We start from the raw sequence: 15,548 nt of genomic DNA, 5'->3' as shown, positions 1-15,548 counted from the left end.
TCAGTCTCCTTGAGGGGGTTGCCAGGGCACGAGGCGCCGCGCGAGCCGGTCCGCCGCGGTATAGAGCGCGAGGCCGAGCAGGCAGAGGATGGTGAGGGCCGCGAAGGCGAGGGGTGTCTGACCGCGGGCGAGCGACTGGGTCATCAGGAAGCCGAGCCCGGCGCTGGCGCCGACCCATTCCCCGATCACTGCCCCGATCGGCGCGACGGCGGCGGCGATGCGCATGCCCGAGGCAAAGGCGGGCAGGGCCGCCGGCAGTCTGATCTGCAGCAGTATGGCGCGTGGCGGCGCGTCCATCGTGCGGGCGAGTTCCAGCCAGCCCGGATCTGTGCGGCGCAGACCGTCATAGAGGCTGCTGACCACGGGGAAGAAGATGATGAGCGCCGCCATGGCGACCTTTGAAGCCATGCCATAGCCGAGCCAGAGAACGAGCAACGGCGCGATCGCAATCACCGGGATGGCCTGCGAGACGATCACCAGCGGCAAGGCCCAACGGCGCCAGGCGGCGGAGGCCGCGAAGACAACGGCAAGCGCCGCGCCGAGCGCGAGTCCCAGCGCAAGTCCCAGGACCATTTCGCCACCCGTCCATGCGGCTTGTTCGACGAGGAGGTCTAATCGTTGGATCAGCACCACTGCGACGCGCGACGGCGGCGGCAGGATGTAGGGTGGCAGGCCAGTCAGCCATACGAGCGCTTCCCAGGCGGCGATCAGGCCGAGCGCGGTGACGAGCGGCCTCACGTTTGGCCCCGCAGTTCGGCAATGAGGCGGCCCTGCAGCGCGAGCAGTGCCGCGTCGCCCGGGTCGCGCGGTAGGCCGCCGGGCGGCGCGATGACGGGGCCCACGGTGAAAGGTCGGCCCGACAGGATGCGGATTTCGTGGGCGAGACGCAGCGCCTCCAGCGGGTCGTGGGTGACCAGCACGACCGTCCGGTCCTGCAGCAGGCGCGCGGCCAGGTCCTGAAGGTCGAGGCGCGTCACAGCGTCGAGATGGCCGAACGGCTCGTCCATCAGGACGATCTGCCGGTCCTCGCAGAGCGTGCGAGCCAGTGCCGCCCGCTGTCGCATGCCACCCGACAGCGCCTGGGGCAGATCGTGGAGACAGTCGGTCAAGCCGACCTCGGTCAGCAGGGCGCGAGCCCGCGGCTCGGCCGCACGGCGCGCTGCCCCGTCGCGGCGCAGCCGGTATCCCAGCAGGACGTTCTCGAGCACGCTGAGCCAGGGCAGCAGCAGGTCTCGCTGTGCCATGTAGGCGACAGGGCCTGCTGCCCGGCTGCCCGGCAGCAGGCCCGCCAGATGGCGCAACAGGGACGTCTTGCCGACACCGCTGCGGCCCAGCAGGCAGGTCGTCCGCCCGCCGGGAAAATCGAGGGACAGGTCCTCGGCCACGACATGGCCGTCGAGGACGATATGTGCCGAACGCACGGAAAGAGCAGGCGAAGACGTCAACGAGCCACCAGTCCCTACGCCGGCATTAACCGGATCAGGTTCGGGGTCGTCCTTCCGGACCTCTCAGCCGCCAGGCGGCTCCCCCCGATGAGCGACCGTCACTATGGGTAGGTGTCACTCGTCATGCAAGCGTCATCGGTTTGACGAAATCGCCGTCCACGCTCTATGCCATGGCCATGGTTCAAGCACTCACGAAGCCGCCGCTCGGCCGGCGCCTCTTCCTCGCAGCGCCCCTCGTCCTGGCCGGCGGTGCCGCGTGGGCACAGCAGGGCGCCAACGATTTTCACTTCACGCGCTCGTCGCTGGTGGTGGTATCCGGCGGTCGCGAGATCAAGTTCGACGTCGAGCTGGCGTTGAACGATACCCAGCGGGCGCGCGGCCTGATGTTCCGAGAGAAGCTCGGCCCGTACGAAGGCATGCTGTTCGATTTCTACAAGGACGCGCCGGTCAGCTTCTGGATGAAGAACACACTGATCCCGCTCGACATGGTCTTCATCGCCGGCGACGGCACGATCAAGTCGATCCACGCCAATGCCGTGCCTCATTCGACCGAGACGATTCCCAGCCAGTTTCCGGTGCGGGCGGTCCTCGAGATCAACGGCGGCAGCGCCAAGCTGCTCGGCATCAAGCCCGGCGATAAGGTCATCCATCCGATCTTCGGCAACGCCTAGCAGCGCGCCTATCGCTTCAGCGCGCAGGTCATGCCGTCGCCGACGGCGAAGAGAGCGAGGTCGATTCGCCGGTCGCCCTTGAGCTTGGCATTGAGGGCGCGAAGCGCCTGGGTGTCGCGATCGACCTCGGCTGGATCGGCGACCGCACCACCCCACAAGACATTGTCGATCAGCACGAGGCCGCCGCGCCGGACCAGCTTGAGGCAGCGCTCGTAGTAGGAATCGTAGTCGTCCTTGTTGGCGTCGATGAAGGCAAGGTCGAGCTGGCCCGTCAGTCCCTGCGCCAGCAGCCAGTCGAGCGTGCCGAGAGCGGGGCCGATCGTCAGCTCGATGCGGCCTTCGAGGCGGGCATCCCTCCAGTAGCGGCGGGCGACCCTGGTGTAGTCGGCGCTGACATCGCAGCACCACAGCTTGCCGTCCTCGGGCAGTGCCGCAGCGATGCACAGGGAGGAATAGCCGGTGAACGTACCGACCTCCACGGCACGGCGGGCGCCGATCGCCCGCGCCAGCAGTTCGATCTGCTGGCCCTGATGGGCGGAGATCTGCATGCCCGCGCGCGGCAGGGACGCGGTCTCCTCACGAAGCTTGCGGCGCAGCGGCGGTTCGCGCAGCCAGTTGGCGTCGACATAGTCGACGATCGCACCGTCGATTTTCGGCCAGCTCTTCATGTTCTCTCCTGTTGGCTCGGTCCGCCCGCCTCGCTAGGGTCGCGCGCCACGGAATGCGGACCTTTGGGAGTTTGTATGTCGGATATCGAGATCGCACGGCGCGCAATCAAGAAGCCCATGAACGATGTCGCCGCACGGCTCGGCATCCCGGAAGACGCGCTGGAACCCTATGGTCGCGACAAGGCGAAGCTCGACGGCGACTATGTGAAGTCGCTTTCGGACCACAAGCAGGGGCACCTGATCCTGGTGACGGCGATCAATCCCACCAAGGCCGGCGAGGGAAAGACCACCACGACGATCGGGCTCGGCGACGCGCTCAGCCGGCTCGGCAAGAAGACCGCCATCGCACTGCGCGAGCCCAGCCTCGGCCCGTGCTTCGGTCAGAAGGGCGGAGCCACCGGCGGCGGCCAGGCCCAGATCGTGCCGATGGCCGACATCAACCTGCATTTCACCGGCGACTTCCACGCGATCACGACGGCGCACAACCTGCTGGCCGCCATGCTCGACAATCACATCTACTGGGGCAATGCGCTGGGCATCGATGCCCGACGCGTGTTCTGGCCGCGCGTCCTCGACATGAACGACCGGGCGCTGCGCGACATGGTCGCGAGCCTGGGCGGCGTGGCCAACGGCTTTCCGCGGCAGACGCGCTTCGACATCACGACGGCCTCCGAGGTCATGGCGATCCTCTGCCTGGCCGCCGATCTCGAGGATCTCGAGCAGCGGCTCGCGCGGATCGTCGTGGCAGAGACGCGAGAGGGCAAACCGGTGACGGCGGGTGACCTCAAGGCGGCCGGCGCGATGGCCGCGGTGCTGAAGGATGCGGCGAAGCCAAACCTCGTGCAGACGCTCGAGAACAATCCCGTGCTGATCCACGGCGGCCCGTTCGCGAACATCGCGCACGGCTGCAACTCGGTGATCGCCACCCGCGCCGCCCTTGCGCTCGGCGACTACGTCGTCACGGAAGCGGGTTTCGGTGCCGATCTGGGCGCGGAGAAATTCCTCGACATCAAGTGCCGGCAGGCTGGGCTGAAGCCCGAGCTTGCCGTCGTCGTCGCGACCGTGCGGGCGCTCAAGCTCCATGGCGGCGGCGATGAGAAGGCACTGGAGAAGGAGGATGTCAGCGCGGTCGAGCGGGGATTGCCGAACCTGCTGCGCCATGTCGAGAATCTGCGGAAGTTCGATCTGCCGGTCCTGGTCGGCATCAACCGCTTCCTGACCGATACGCCGGCCGAACTGGAACTGATCGAAGCCAAGTGTGCGGCAGCCGGCGCCAAGGCCTATCTCTGCGAGCACTGGGCAAAGGGCGGCGCCGGCGCGGAAGCGCTGGCGCGGGCGGCTGTCGCGACCATCGATGAGGGCAAGGCGGCGTTCAGGCCTCTCTATGCCGACGACCTGCCGCTCGCCCAGAAGATCGAGACCATCGCGCGCGAAATCTACCGGGCCTCGGGCGTGGCGATCGCCGGCCCGGCGCAGCGGCGCCTCAAGGCGCTGGAGGCGGCGGGCTACGGCAAGTTGCCGGTCTGTATCGCCAAGACCCAGTACAGCTTCGCCGCCGATCCCGAACTGCGCGGCGCGCCGACGGGCCATACGCTGCCGATCCGCGAGGTACGCCTGTCCGCAGGGGCAGGCTTCGTCGTGGCGATGGCCGGCGAGATCATGAGCATGCCGGGGCTGCCGCGCGTGCCGGCCGCGCAGAATATCCGGCTTACGGTGGACGGCCAGGTGGACGGGATCTTCTGAACCATGCGCACCTATTCCTTTGTCACGGTCGACGTCTTCACGACCACGCGGTTCGGCGGCAATCCGCTCGCGGTCTTTCCCGATGCGCGTGGGATGAGCGACGCGGAGATGCAATCGCTCGCCGCCGAGTTCAACCTGAGCGAGACGACCTTCGTGCTGCCGCCGGAAGATCCGGCGCACACGGCACGGGTCCGCATCTTCACGCGCACGCGCGAGATGCCGTTCGCCGGCCATCCCAATGTCGGCACCGCCTATGTGCTGGCCCAGCAGGGCAGGGACAAGGATGGGAAGCTCCTGTTCGAGGAACTCGCCGGCCTCGTCGCAATCGATGTCGAGCGTGATGAATCGGGGGCGCCGATCGGGGCGACTATCGCGGCCCCGCAGCCGCTGTCGTTGGGGCCGGAGTTGGCGGTCGAGAGCATTGCCGCCTGCGCGTCTCTGACGCCTTCGGACATTCGCACGGGCGCCCACAAGCCGGTTGGCGCGTCGCTGGGCAATCCGTTCGTCATCGCCGAAGTCGAGCCGTCGGCCCTGTCGCGCGCGACACCGGATTTCCCGTCATTTCGCCAGACCGTGGAACAGACGCCCGCCCTGAACGGCCGCCTCGGATTGTATCTCTATGCCCATGCCGGGCAGGGGAGCGTTCAGGCCCGCATGTTCGCGCCCCTGGGCGGCACGATCGAAGACCCCGCGACCGGCAGCGCCGCGGGGCCACTGGGCGCGCTGCTTCTGTCGCTGTCAGACGCGCCTGAGCTCCGTCTCGACATCCACCAGGGCGTCGCGGTGGGACGGTCTAGCCTGCTCCGTGTGGTGGCGCGGCGGGGCGCCGACGGGATTCGGGCCACGATTGCCGGCCAGTGCGTGCCGGTGCTGCGCGGCGAGGCCCAGCTCTAGGTCAGTGCGGTCGGAAAGCGTGCTGCTTCAGGTCGGCCAGCGTCACGACGTGCAGGGTGACGGCATGGGTCGCCTCGAGCACCACCTGGGGAGTTACCCTGGCGTCGAAAGCCTCTTTCCAACGGCTGGCGCACAGGCACCAGCGATCGCCGGGCTTGAGGCCGGGGAAGCCATATTGTGGCATCGGCGTGCTGAGATCGTTGCCGCGCGACCGGGAAAACACGAGGAATTCGGCGGTCAGGACGACGCAAACCGTGTGCAGCCCCATATCCTCGGCGCCGGTATTGCAGCAGCCATCGCGATAAAATCCGGTGACGGGCTGGGTGGAACAGGGCTCCAGCACGCCGCCCAGTACGTTGATGGACGGGGCGCGACGGTCGGGGCGGCCCTGCTCGGGCGTCTGATCGAACATGCCGCCACAGTAGCATCTGGAAATTGAGCTTTCGAGGCGGCGGGGCCGCTGGTAGAAACCCTCGCGTCAAAGCGGTATGGGCGGGGCGTAGCGCAGTCTGGTAGCGCGTCTGCCTTGGGCGCAGAAGGTCGTCGGTTCGAATCCGGCCGCCCCGACCACGCCCGAAACGGAGTAAGCGGAAGCCATGCAGGTTCGCATCTTCAAGCCGGCCAAGACGGCCATGCAGTCTGGAACGGGCAATACCCACGAGTGGGTGCTCGAGCCCGAACCGTCGCGCAAGGAGATCGACCCGCTGATGGGCTGGACCAGCTCGCGCAACACGATGCAGCAGGTCCGTCTGTTCTTCCCGACGCTCGAGGAAGCCAAGGCCCATGCCGAGAAGAACGGCTGGCAATACACAGTGGAACAACCGCACAGCCGGCCGGTCCGGGCCAAGGCCTACGCCGACAATTTCGCCTACAACCGCGTCGGCCGCTGGACGCACTGAGCGCCGCAACGGAACAGGGTCAGCCGCGGCAGCCAGCCGGATTGATTTCGGCTGGCATGGGGATATAAGAATGCGAACCATTCGCAGGCATTCTTCGTGTCACCCTCAGATCCTTCTCTCGGCCTCTACGTCGCGCATCGGGACGATCTCGTGGAGTATGCGAGCAGGCTCCTGAATCAGGACCGCTCGAAGGCCGAGGATGTCGTTCAGGAAGCCTGGATCCGGCTTTCGGCCCGGCACGGGCAGGGCGCCGAGATCGTCAATCCGCTTCACTACATGTACTCGATCGTGCGCAATCTTGCGTTCGACATCCTGACTCGGTCCACACGCGAGACGGTAGCCGATACGGCGGCGGCGCCGTACGACACTATTCCTCACGAGGCTCCCTCCGCCGAGGACGTCGTGATCCATCGCGACAGGCTGCGCCTTCTCGCCGATGCGATCTCCGAATTGCCGGAGCGGACCCAGATCGCCTTCCGGATGTATCGGCTGGAAGGCAAGACGCTCCAGCAGATCGCCGATCACCTCGACATTTCCGTCGCCCGCACGTTCCAGATCGTTCGCGATGCCGGTGCCCATGCGACGCGACGCCTACTCGATCAGCAGAAAGAGGCCAGGGGGCAAAAATAAACTGGATGGCGCCATTCAAAATGGTGCATCGGATTCGTTCTATAGGGTGGGACCTCGTTGCAGGGGGACCGCAGCGGGGATGGAAACTTTCGTGGGCGCTTCCACAAGAGAGCTGGGCGACGAGATCGAGCGGGCGATGGAGTGGCTGCTCCGCCGCGAGACCGAGCCCGGCAACGCGACTCTCGAACGCGATTTCCAGACATGGCTGGAGCAATCGGAGACCCATCGCCAAGCCTACGCCTCGGTTCAATCGACGTGGGGCGATCTCGGAAGACTCCCGGGACGGACGCCGGCGGCGGTCGAGACAGCGAGCAATGTCGTTCATCTGCCGGTGCGGACGCCTCGCAGGGGGCGTTGGTTCACCATGGCCGCGGCGGTCGCGGCGGCCTGCATCCTGTTCGTGGCATTCCCGATGCTGCAGAGGCACCTCATGGCCGACTACACGACCGGTGTCGCCGAACTGCGCGAAGTGGTGCTGCCGGACGGCAGCGTCGTCGACCTCGATGCCGGGAGCGCGATTGCCGTGGACTACCGGGACGGCGACCGCCGGATCGCGCTGCTTTCGGGGCAGGCGTTCTTCCGGGTCACGCGCGATACCCAACGGCCGTTCTCGGTGCTCGCAGGAGATGTTTCCGTCGTCGTCACCGGTACGTCCTTCGGAGTGAGCAAGACGGCGACCACGGTCGATGTGGCCGTCCAATCCGGAAGCGTGGAGGTGCAGCGCAGCGGAAAGCCGCTGAGCGAGGCACTCACCGTGGGCGATCGGCTTGTGGTCGACCGCCTCGATCATTCCGTCCGCCGTGAGCGGACGGCGCCGGACTCCGTCGCCTCCTGGCGCTCGCGCCGCCTCGTCGTCGTCGACGACTCGTTCGGCAATATCGTCGAAACTCTGGGCCGCCACCTGCCGGGGGTTCTGTTAGTGGCCGATCGCTCGCTGAATCGGCAAACGATCGCCGGAGTCTTCGATCTCACGCAGCCGGTCGACGCGCTGCGAACGCTGGCCGAATCCCAGAAGGCCGTGGTCACCGAAGTCACGCCATACCTGCTCATCGTCTCACGACGCTGACCGAGTCCCGTCTTTTTTTCGCCACGCCCCTACAAATTCGCCCGGCCCGCTCAGTCATGGAGTTGAGAGCGCGACCGATCGCGGTCCGCACGCGCAACAATCCGTGACCCGCCGGCAACGGACTCTGGGGAGAGTATTCTCGTGTCATTCAAGCGCTCGACGGCGCAGGCCGCCAATGGCCTCGCGGCGGCCGTCGTTGCCGCGGGCTCGCTCGCGGCTTTCCAGGTGCCGGCCCTGGCCCAATCCCCGCGTATCACGGAGCAGGCGCAGGCCGCGCCGGCCAGAACCTTCGACATTCCCGCACAGTCACTCGCCCAGGCGCTGACGACGCTCGGACAACAGGGCGGCCTGCAGTTTGCCGTGAGCGCCTCCGTCGTCGCCGGCAAGACCAGTACGCCCGTCGCCGGCGCGATGACGGCCGAGCAGGCGCTGCGGCTCATGCTCTCAGGCACGGGCATCAGCTATCGCTTCACGTCGCCGACCTCGGTGACGATCACGGCGGCGCCGGATTCAAGTGGCGCGCTGGTGCTCGATCCGGTTCAGGTGCAGGGCGCCTTCATGGTCCCTCCACAGGGCATGATCGACAACGCGCCGCCGGCCTATGCAGGCGGGCAGGTCGCGACCGGCGGCCAGCTCGGACTACTGGGCAATCGTGCCGTCATGGACACGCCGTTCAACCAGAGCAATTACACGGCGAAGAAGGCGCAGGACCAGCAGGCCAAGACCGTCCGCGACGTGCTGATCGACGACCCGTCGGTTCGAATCACTCGTGGCGACAACAGTCCCGGCACCGATCAGGTCAAGATCCGCGGCTTTCCCGTCGACAATTCCGACACCTCGTATGGCGGCCTTTATGGAATGCTGCCCAACTCCTCGATCATGGCGGAGATGGCCGAGCGGGTCGAAGTGCTGAAGGGGCCGAGTGCACTGCTGAACGGCATCCCGCCCTTCGGTTCGATCGGTGGCAACATCAACGTCGTGCCCAAGCGTGCGCCCAACGAAGACCTGACCCAGGCGACCGCGAGCTACATTTCCGGCAGCCAGTTCGGGGGGCACATCGATTTCGGACGCCGCTTCGGCGAGGACAAGGAATTCGGCGTGCGCTTCAACGGCGTGTTCCGGGGCGGCCAGACGAACATCCAGTACAATGCGGACCAGAGGGCGCTGGCCGTCCTCGGGTTCGATGTTCGCGGGGACCGCGTGCGGCTCTCGGCCGATCTCGGATACCAGAACCAGTACATTTCCGGTATCAGCCCCTACCTGACCCTGGCGCCGGGCGTGCAGCTTCCCTATGCGCCGAGCGCCCGCTCCAATCCCACCGCGCAGCCCTGGGGCTTCCAGGGCCGCAAGGATGCGTTCGGCGTCCTCCGGCTGGAGATGGACATTACCGACAATGTGACGCTCTACGCCTCGGCCGGCGCGCACGACTACCGCATGGGTGGTCTCTATTCCGCGGCAACGACCATCACGAATTTCAACGGCGCGGGTACGGCGCTCGCGCCGCTCAATTTCAGCCAGTACACGACGAGCCTGACGGCCCAGGGCGGCCTGCGCGCCCTGTTCACCACAGCCGACGTCAACCATGAGCTCGCGATCACGGCCTCGACGCTGCAGCAGGACAACGGTCAGGTGAACCTCTCGCAGGGCGGCGCTTTCGCGACCAACATCTACAGTCCGACGTTGATCGCGCGGCCGAACATTCCGACGCCGGCGGCCAACAAGACGTCGAGTTCCGGCTTCAACAGCATCGGCATCGCCGACACGATCTCCTCGCTCAACAACAGGGTGCAGCTCACCGCCGGTCTGCGGGCGCAGAACGTGCAGTCCGCCAACTACAATGCGGTGACCGGTGCGCTGACCGGCAGCTACGACCAGACGGTCGTCAGCCCCGCCGTGGCGCTGATCGTGAAGCCGCTCGAGAACGTCTCGCTCTACGGCAACTACATCCAGGGTCTGCAGCAGGGCACCGTGGTGCAGGTGCCGTTCGCCAATGCCGGCACGATCCTGCCGCCCTACGTGTCCAATCAGATCGAGGTCGGCGTGAAGGTCGACTGGGGCAAGTTCACCACCACCGCGGCGCTGTTCCAGATCACCCAGCCGAGCGTCATCACCAATACGACGACGAATACCCAGGGCGTAAATGGCCAGCAGGTCAATCAGGGCCTGGAACTGAACGTGTTCGGCGAGCCGATGAAGGGCTTTCGCCTCCTCGGTGGAGCGATGTTCCTGAACCCGGTGCTCGCAAAGACGGCGGGGGGAACGACCGATGGCTGGATCGCACCCTTTACGCCGCAGTTCACGCTGAACCTGTCGGGTGAGGTCGATCTGCCGTTCGTACCGGGCCTCACCCTGACGGGGCGGGCGATCTATACCGGTGCGCAATACATCGACACGACCTATCCGCGGCGCATGATGCCGCAATGGACCCGCTTCGATCTCGGCGCACGCTATGCTTTCGAAAATCCGGGCGCGAAGGGAAAGATGCTGGTGGCCCGCTTCGACGTCGACAACCTGTTCGATGCCAACTACTGGGCGGGCAGCAACCAGACCTCGACGTTCATGTTCCTGGGTGCACCGCGTACCTTCCGTCTCTCCCTGACCGCCGATTTCTAGTCCGTCGAATGCTGGCGATCCGCGGGGCCGACTGAGATGGGGAAGAGCTTCCGCGACTCCATGCAATGGCTGCACACGTGGGCAGGGCTGTGCCTCGGCACCGTCCTGTTCGCCGTCTTCTGGATGGGCACCTTGTCGGTGTTCGACCGCGAGATCGATCGTTGGATGATGCCCGCGACCCGGTTGGCGCCGGCAGAGTTGACGTCAGTGGACGCGATCGCCGGCCAGATGCAGCACTTGATCGGCGCGTCGCCGCTCTGGTTGGTTCTCTTTCCCAGCGACCGTGAGCCCGTCGTGCGAATGGGGTATCTGGCGGGAGGCAAGATCCGATATCGCCAGGCCGATCCGTCGACCTCGATGCTCCTTCCGGACGCCGGGACGTGGGGCGGCACGGGATTCATCTACCCGTTTCACGTCAATCTGCACATCAAGGCTTGGTCGCTGGGCCTCTGGATCGTCGGTCTTGCGGGAATGGCGATGCTGGCGCTTTGCGTCTCCGGGGTCGTGATACATCGCAAGATATTTGCCGATTTCTTCACCTTCCGATCCGATCGGAAAGCGCGGCGGCTGGTTCTCGATCTGCACAATGTCACGGGGGTGCTCGGGCTGCCCTTCCATTTCTTCATCACCCTGTCGGGCGTGCTGATCTTCTTCACGGTGTACGTTTCGGGCGCCTGGGAGATGTCCTATCGCGGCGATCGGCAGGCCTTCGTACAGGAGTCGTACGGAATCTACGCGCGACCGAGACTCAATCGGCCGGGGCCTCCCATGGCGTCGCTGGATGCCATGGTTGAACAGGCCTCCCGCGAGTGGAACGGGGGCACACCTCAGCTGCTTCGGGTATTTCACCGGGGGGATGCGAACGCCTATGTCGAGGTGCGACGCTCCTTCGTCGGCGATCGCGTGACCATGCCGGTCGATGCTCTCTATTTTGACGCAGGGACCGGCGCCGTGCTGTCTAGACACACGGCGCAGCCGGTCATGGCGGCACACCGCTTCATCACCGGTTTCCACTTTGTCCAGTTCGATCACTGGCCACTGCGCTGGCTCTACTTCGCCCTGGGTCTCACCGGGTGCATGCTGATCGCAACCGGCTTCCTGTTCTGGCTGGAGTCGAGGCGCAAACGCCACGAGCAGCTCGGCCTTGCCGGGGTGCGTCTGGTCGAGGGTCTCGTTGTCGGTTCGATCAGCGGCATCGTGGGCGCGACGCTGGCGTTTTTCGTCGCCAACCGGCTGTTGCCGATGTCAGCGTCGGCGTTGGGGTTCGAGCGTGCCGATCTGGAAATCTGGGCCTTCTATCTGACCTGGCTGGGATCGTTCGTGCACGCTTGGTTGCGACCACGCACGGCGTGGCGGGAGCAATGCATCGCAATCGCAGTCCTGTCGGCTGGAGCAGTAGTCCTCAGCGGCTTCACATCCGGCGACGCCCTGTGGCGCAGTCTTACGCAGCCACGTCTTTGGCCCGTCGCCGGCATGGATATCATGCTCCTGGTGACAGCGTTCGCCGCCGGGGGCGTGGCCATCGGACTACGGCTGCGGCCTGGTCGCGAGCGCGGGATTCATTAAAGCGAGGCCCCGGCTCACGATACTTTTATTGAAGCTCCCCCAGGGAAGGCGGCTTGGGTTTCTATTATTCGGATCAGTCTAGTAAAATGAGACGGTCGGGTGACGTCTCTTGCCGGAGCAAATCGTGCGAACCTTCGTGGCCGCTGAAGGAAAGACAGCGGCATCGGGCCCCTGGATCCGCAACGTTGCCTTCCTGTTGACGGTCCTTGCGATCTTGCTCGTCGCGTCGGTAGGCCATGCGATGACACTGGCTGTCGTGACGGAGCGCGTCACGGCAGGGCCGAGCGCCTTTCTCAGCCACGAAATCCGCCTTACCGGCCCATTCGAGCCTGGAGACTCGGATCAACTCAAAGTCGTTCTGGAGGACCTCAAGGCGCGTGGAGGGACCCAGCCCGGGGAGTCCCTGGCAGTCGTTGCCCTCGACAGTAAGGGCGGCGCCCTCGAGGAGGGGATGCGCATAGGCCGACTCCTCAGGCAGTTCGGTGTTTCCACGATCGTGAGAAGCGGCAAGCGGTGTCTGTCGTCCTGCGCGATCGCCTTCCTCGGCGGCACGGCTCCGGGCCCGGCCGGCCCCGAGGCCGACCGGCACTTGGAAGTCGGAGGCCGCCTCGGTTTCCACGCCTTCTATGCGCCGCGAGACGGGGAGGCGCGCGATGCTGCGACGAGTCGCGCTCGAGGTGTGACGGAAGGGCGGGCGACCTCCGCCGTCGTCGTCACCTACGTGCTCGAAATGGGGGTCGATCCCGAGCCCATCCTTCGCGCCCTCGTACGCCCGCCTGAGGAAATGACCTACATCGAGACTGCTGGCGAATTCGTGGAACTGGGGATCTGCCCGGTCGCACTGAAACTTCCGCGGGTGACTCTGGCCGAACGCGCCGCGAACATCTGCAGCAACGCAAGCCAGGGACGCCTGCCGGTCTGGCCCGACCTCTTGAACGAATACACACCGCTGGAGGCCAAGCGCCTCTTGCTGGGTGAAATCGCGTACCATGCCAGCCAGGCCAGGGTGCGCGCCGGTATCGCTGCTCGCCTGCAGCAGGTGCTGCGCGGGGGCAGGGGAGCCGACGCTCTCTATGCCGAGCTGGCAGCCGCGGGCCTGCCGTTGCCGGTCATGCGCGCCAAGGCCTACTATTTTGAAATGCCGGTCGCCGGGATCCGCAGGATGGGGTGCATGGCGACCCTGACTCCGGAGAACCCAGCCCAGTACGGGGTGGTTCTGGTCACGCACAACGGCCTCGCCAACCCGAAACAGTCGCCGCCTTCGGAGTGTCCCGAGCTTTTTTTGTTCGGTCATGACGAAGTGATCAACTGAGATGTTTTGATATGCGTGGTAGCGGTGAACCATCGTGCCGCGCACACCAAGGGCGCGATCTCTTCAGCAAGTCGAAGGCTAAGTAAGGGAGCGGCCCCGTCGCCACTGGGGAGTGGGCGACAGGGCCTGACCGACGAAGCCTGCGGCCAACAGATTCTCGGCTGCACGAAGGCTAACCCCAAGCAGTCCGAAGGGCCGAGAGCGATTGCCGAAGAGTGTTTTGGTATTCGACATCCGCTTTGAACTCTGCAAGCGCTTTGGCCAGCCCCTTCAGTCACACAAGGCCTACATGCCGTGGACGAGCGGGTGCCCGTCAAGCCTGATTGCCCCGATGGCATACCGACAGAATGCCAGTGATTGCCGCCGCCGCGGCTGCCCAATTGGGCCACCTTAGCTTGGCACGCTGCCGGAATCACAAGGGCTGAAATCTCGGGGGCTCTCCGCTATGAGCGCCGCAAAATCGCCAGTGGGCCGTCGCTGCGCATAAATATACGAATGCGACAAGTCGCGAGAGGTGATGCAGTTGAAGGTCCCGTCTTCCGCTGGTCGGTACCACCCACTTCGACGCGGTGTGCAGCCGCAACGGGCGGCAGAAGGCCTATCCGAGCAACGAGCCGCCGGCGACCGGATCGCTGGCGAGGACCGGGGAAACCGGCGGCACGATTCGTGACAACGCGATGCCGGGATGGCGCGGTCGTGCTGCAGCCGGAGACGAAGGATCGCCGTCTGCGAGCTTACATCGCCGCCTGGATCCCGAGGCACGGCGCAGTTGCATCTTCCCTAAACATACGTCGCGAGTGTTGAATACTACATCTCGAATGCTGACTAATTGTTAGGTTTGTTTGACATCAGCGGATTCAAGATCGGCTTTGCCGCGCAATAACGTGCACGCCGTAAGGGAGCCTGTCGTTCATGAACTCGCTCAGTTAACGGGCCGCCGGCTGCTTTCCCGCCAAGCTTGTTCAAGTTCGCGGATCTCCTGAGATAACAACAGGCAGTCCGCGCCGCTGAGCCGTTCCGTGGTCGCAGCTAGGATCTCGGCCAGGGCCATGGTGAATTCGGCTTCCGCCATTCTGTCCTGTGAGAGGCGGGTGCGGAGTTGCGCGATCAGCGCTCGAGCGTATCTCATTACCTATGCGTCTAACCTATAATGGAGATGTCAAAAAGATATTTCGGTAACTGCGCTCTTTACATTTGCTTGAATGGTCGAGCCTCTGCCGAGAGGGCTAAAACCTATCAGAAGCCTACCTGGGGCCGCAGGGCACTTTCGGTGATATATTCACGATGTTACCCGCACTAGTTGCGTACCGGTAGTGGGGTGCATCTCCCGATCTGCGTTTGCTGGGCGGGACGATCATGTCGGCGAGTGTCCAACGGCGGCCGGCGACGGCCAGGGATCGCGCCAAGGCGCGAATTGCGCCAGGGAGCAGGAGTGAGCGGCCGTTAGGTGATTGAGATAAATGGCAAGTGCCTGTAGCTCGGTGAATAGAACAATTGCCTTCTAATGCACTGGTCTTTGTCCAAGTCATTGAATTCACTGGAATAGTTTTCGGAAGATTCCCCGGAATGCCCGAATTTCCCGGCGAGTCCCAACGAAGCCTCCAAAGCTATTTGACGATCTTCAGGCGGGCCCGGCGCTTCGCCGGCCGGTTGGCCGCGCCGGCCAGGTCCTGGGGTGTCGAACTCGATGTACTTCTGCGTCGACATGCTGGCGTGGCGCGGCGCGCCAGCACGGGGGTGGTCGCCGTGTCGGCGACGCGATCGATGTCGGTGATGTAGGCGCCCCTGAGATCATGATAACGGCGCGGCTGGTCTCCGGGGCAACTGCGCGGTCGTCGGGGATCTCCCAGCCGCAGCCGACGGGCGGCCTTCACGCCCGGCCAGGTCACGAGATGGATCTGCCCGCATCGCCGCGCTTGAGCCGCAAGGCGAAGCCCAGCTCCCATTCGGCCTCGCCGCCGTGGCGGGGGCGTCGCGGCCGGTCCAGCGCTCGTACGAGGGCCGGATGCCGCTCTTGGCCATGCCTTGTCCGGCCTTGGGG

The 15,548-nt window shown here is 65.3% G+C and carries 15 protein-coding genes, 1 tRNA gene and 1 riboswitch; of the genes, 10 read left to right on the top strand and 6 right to left on the bottom strand.

What is annotated here, in order from left to right; genetic code table 11:
- Nucleotides 1-738 carry an ABC transporter permease gene (locus tag ACT6UX_RS12555; protein WP_444775498.1) on the bottom strand — a complete coding sequence of 246 codons (738 nt, stop codon included), beginning with the start codon at nucleotides 736-738 and terminating at the stop codon, nucleotides 1-3.
- The gene (locus tag ACT6UX_RS12550; RefSeq protein ID WP_444775497.1) at nucleotides 735-1,421 is read right to left on the bottom strand and encodes an ABC transporter ATP-binding protein; all 687 of its coding nucleotides are present in this window, start codon (nucleotides 1,419-1,421) and stop codon (nucleotides 735-737) included. Before ACT6UX_RS12550 ends, ACT6UX_RS12555 begins: the two co-directional genes overlap by 4 nt.
- A 17-nt stretch (nucleotides 1,422-1,438) precedes the next feature.
- Nucleotides 1,439-1,540, bottom strand: a riboswitch (TPP riboswitch).
- Between the two features lie 81 nt (nucleotides 1,541-1,621).
- On the opposite strand from ACT6UX_RS12550, the gene ACT6UX_RS12545 reads away from it, so the two are divergent.
- On the top strand, nucleotides 1,622-2,116 hold the full coding sequence (locus ACT6UX_RS12545) for a DUF192 domain-containing protein (RefSeq protein ID WP_444775496.1): 495 nt from the start codon (nucleotides 1,622-1,624) through the stop codon (nucleotides 2,114-2,116).
- A gap of 8 nt (nucleotides 2,117-2,124) precedes the next feature.
- Here ACT6UX_RS12545 and ACT6UX_RS12540 read toward each other — a convergent pair whose 3' ends face one another.
- The gene (locus ACT6UX_RS12540; protein WP_444775495.1) at nucleotides 2,125-2,784 is read right to left on the bottom strand and encodes an O-methyltransferase; all 660 of its coding nucleotides are present in this window, start codon (nucleotides 2,782-2,784) and stop codon (nucleotides 2,125-2,127) included.
- 75 nt (nucleotides 2,785-2,859) lie between these two features.
- Between ACT6UX_RS12540 and ACT6UX_RS12535 the strand changes: the two genes are divergently transcribed.
- Both ACT6UX_RS12535 and ACT6UX_RS12530 read left to right on the top strand, forming a co-directional pair.
- The gene (locus ACT6UX_RS12535; RefSeq protein WP_444775494.1) at nucleotides 2,860-4,527 is read left to right on the top strand and encodes a formate--tetrahydrofolate ligase; all 1,668 of its coding nucleotides are present in this window, start codon (nucleotides 2,860-2,862) and stop codon (nucleotides 4,525-4,527) included.
- Between the two features lie 3 nt (nucleotides 4,528-4,530).
- Nucleotides 4,531-5,421, top strand: coding sequence for a PhzF family phenazine biosynthesis protein (locus tag ACT6UX_RS12530; protein WP_444775493.1), 891 nt, complete (start codon nucleotides 4,531-4,533; stop codon nucleotides 5,419-5,421).
- Nucleotide 5,422: 1 nt separating this feature from the next.
- Here the strand turns inward: ACT6UX_RS12530 and ACT6UX_RS12525 are convergent, their stop codons facing one another.
- Complete coding sequence (locus ACT6UX_RS12525; RefSeq protein WP_444775492.1) at nucleotides 5,423-5,833, bottom strand: DUF2237 family protein; 411 nt, start codon at nucleotides 5,831-5,833, stop codon at nucleotides 5,423-5,425.
- A gap of 81 nt (nucleotides 5,834-5,914) precedes the next feature.
- On the opposite strand from ACT6UX_RS12525, the gene ACT6UX_RS12520 reads away from it, so the two are divergent.
- The 7 genes from ACT6UX_RS12520 (at nucleotide 5,915) to ACT6UX_RS12490 (ending at nucleotide 13,507) form a co-directional block, all read left to right on the top strand.
- Nucleotides 5,915-5,991, top strand: a tRNA-Pro gene (locus ACT6UX_RS12520).
- A 26-nt stretch (nucleotides 5,992-6,017) separates the two neighbouring features.
- Complete coding sequence (locus ACT6UX_RS12515; RefSeq protein WP_230548892.1) at nucleotides 6,018-6,320, top strand: ETC complex I subunit; 303 nt, start codon at nucleotides 6,018-6,020, stop codon at nucleotides 6,318-6,320.
- 96 nt (nucleotides 6,321-6,416) lie between these two features.
- Nucleotides 6,417-6,950 carry a sigma-70 family RNA polymerase sigma factor gene (locus ACT6UX_RS12510; protein WP_444775491.1) on the top strand — a complete coding sequence of 178 codons (534 nt, stop codon included), beginning with the start codon at nucleotides 6,417-6,419 and terminating at the stop codon, nucleotides 6,948-6,950.
- Between the two features lie 79 nt (nucleotides 6,951-7,029).
- Nucleotides 7,030-8,016, top strand: coding sequence for a FecR family protein (locus tag ACT6UX_RS12505; RefSeq protein WP_444775490.1), 987 nt, complete (start codon nucleotides 7,030-7,032; stop codon nucleotides 8,014-8,016).
- 141 nt (nucleotides 8,017-8,157) lie between these two features.
- Nucleotides 8,158-10,629, top strand: coding sequence for a TonB-dependent siderophore receptor (locus ACT6UX_RS12500; RefSeq protein WP_444775489.1), 2,472 nt, complete (start codon nucleotides 8,158-8,160; stop codon nucleotides 10,627-10,629).
- Nucleotides 10,630-10,665: 36 nt separating this feature from the next.
- Entirely contained in the window at nucleotides 10,666-12,195 is a 1,530-nt protein-coding gene (locus tag ACT6UX_RS12495; protein ID WP_444775488.1) for a PepSY-associated TM helix domain-containing protein, read from the top strand.
- Nucleotides 12,196-12,319: 124 nt separating this feature from the next.
- Nucleotides 12,320-13,507: a hypothetical protein gene (locus tag ACT6UX_RS12490; protein WP_444775487.1), complete on the top strand. Its 1,188-nt coding sequence runs from the start codon at nucleotides 12,320-12,322 to the stop codon at nucleotides 13,505-13,507.
- Nucleotides 13,508-14,429: 922 nt separating this feature from the next.
- On the opposite strand, the gene ACT6UX_RS12485 is transcribed toward ACT6UX_RS12490, so the two are convergent.
- Complete coding sequence (locus ACT6UX_RS12485; protein WP_444775486.1) at nucleotides 14,430-14,579, bottom strand: hypothetical protein; 150 nt, start codon at nucleotides 14,577-14,579, stop codon at nucleotides 14,430-14,432.
- A 535-nt stretch (nucleotides 14,580-15,114) separates the two neighbouring features.
- Nucleotides 15,115-15,453, bottom strand: coding sequence for a hypothetical protein (locus ACT6UX_RS12480; protein ID WP_444775485.1), 339 nt, complete (start codon nucleotides 15,451-15,453; stop codon nucleotides 15,115-15,117).
- Nucleotides 15,454-15,548 lie beyond the last annotated feature (95 nt).

Origin of the sequence: Reyranella sp., assembly GCF_052439685.1 — a bacterium.
In the GTDB taxonomy this organism is placed as follows: Bacteria; Pseudomonadota; Alphaproteobacteria; order Reyranellales; family Reyranellaceae; genus Reyranella.
This window is presented reverse-complemented; position numbering and strand designations above follow the sequence as displayed.

Coding starts and splice junctions, on each gene's coding strand:
- ACT6UX_RS12505 (WP_444775490.1), top strand. CDS start 7,030: ATGGAAACTTTCGTGGGCGCTTCCACAAGAGAGCTGGGCGACGAGATC.
- ACT6UX_RS12525 (WP_444775492.1), bottom strand. CDS start 5,833: ATGTTCGATCAGACGCCCGAGCAGGGCCGCCCCGACCGTCGCGCCCCG.
- ACT6UX_RS12545 (WP_444775496.1), top strand. CDS start 1,622: ATGGTTCAAGCACTCACGAAGCCGCCGCTCGGCCGGCGCCTCTTCCTC.
- ACT6UX_RS12485 (WP_444775486.1), bottom strand. CDS start 14,579: ATGGCGGAAGCCGAATTCACCATGGCCCTGGCCGAGATCCTAGCTGCG.
- ACT6UX_RS12535 (WP_444775494.1), top strand. CDS start 2,860: ATGTCGGATATCGAGATCGCACGGCGCGCAATCAAGAAGCCCATGAAC.
- ACT6UX_RS12540 (WP_444775495.1), bottom strand. CDS start 2,784: ATGAAGAGCTGGCCGAAAATCGACGGTGCGATCGTCGACTATGTCGAC.
- ACT6UX_RS12480 (WP_444775485.1), bottom strand. CDS start 15,453: ATGGGAGCTGGGCTTCGCCTTGCGGCTCAAGCGCGGCGATGCGGGCAG.
- ACT6UX_RS12495 (WP_444775488.1), top strand. CDS start 10,666: ATGGGGAAGAGCTTCCGCGACTCCATGCAATGGCTGCACACGTGGGCA.
- ACT6UX_RS12515 (WP_230548892.1), top strand. CDS start 6,018: ATGCAGGTTCGCATCTTCAAGCCGGCCAAGACGGCCATGCAGTCTGGA.
- ACT6UX_RS12530 (WP_444775493.1), top strand. CDS start 4,531: ATGCGCACCTATTCCTTTGTCACGGTCGACGTCTTCACGACCACGCGG.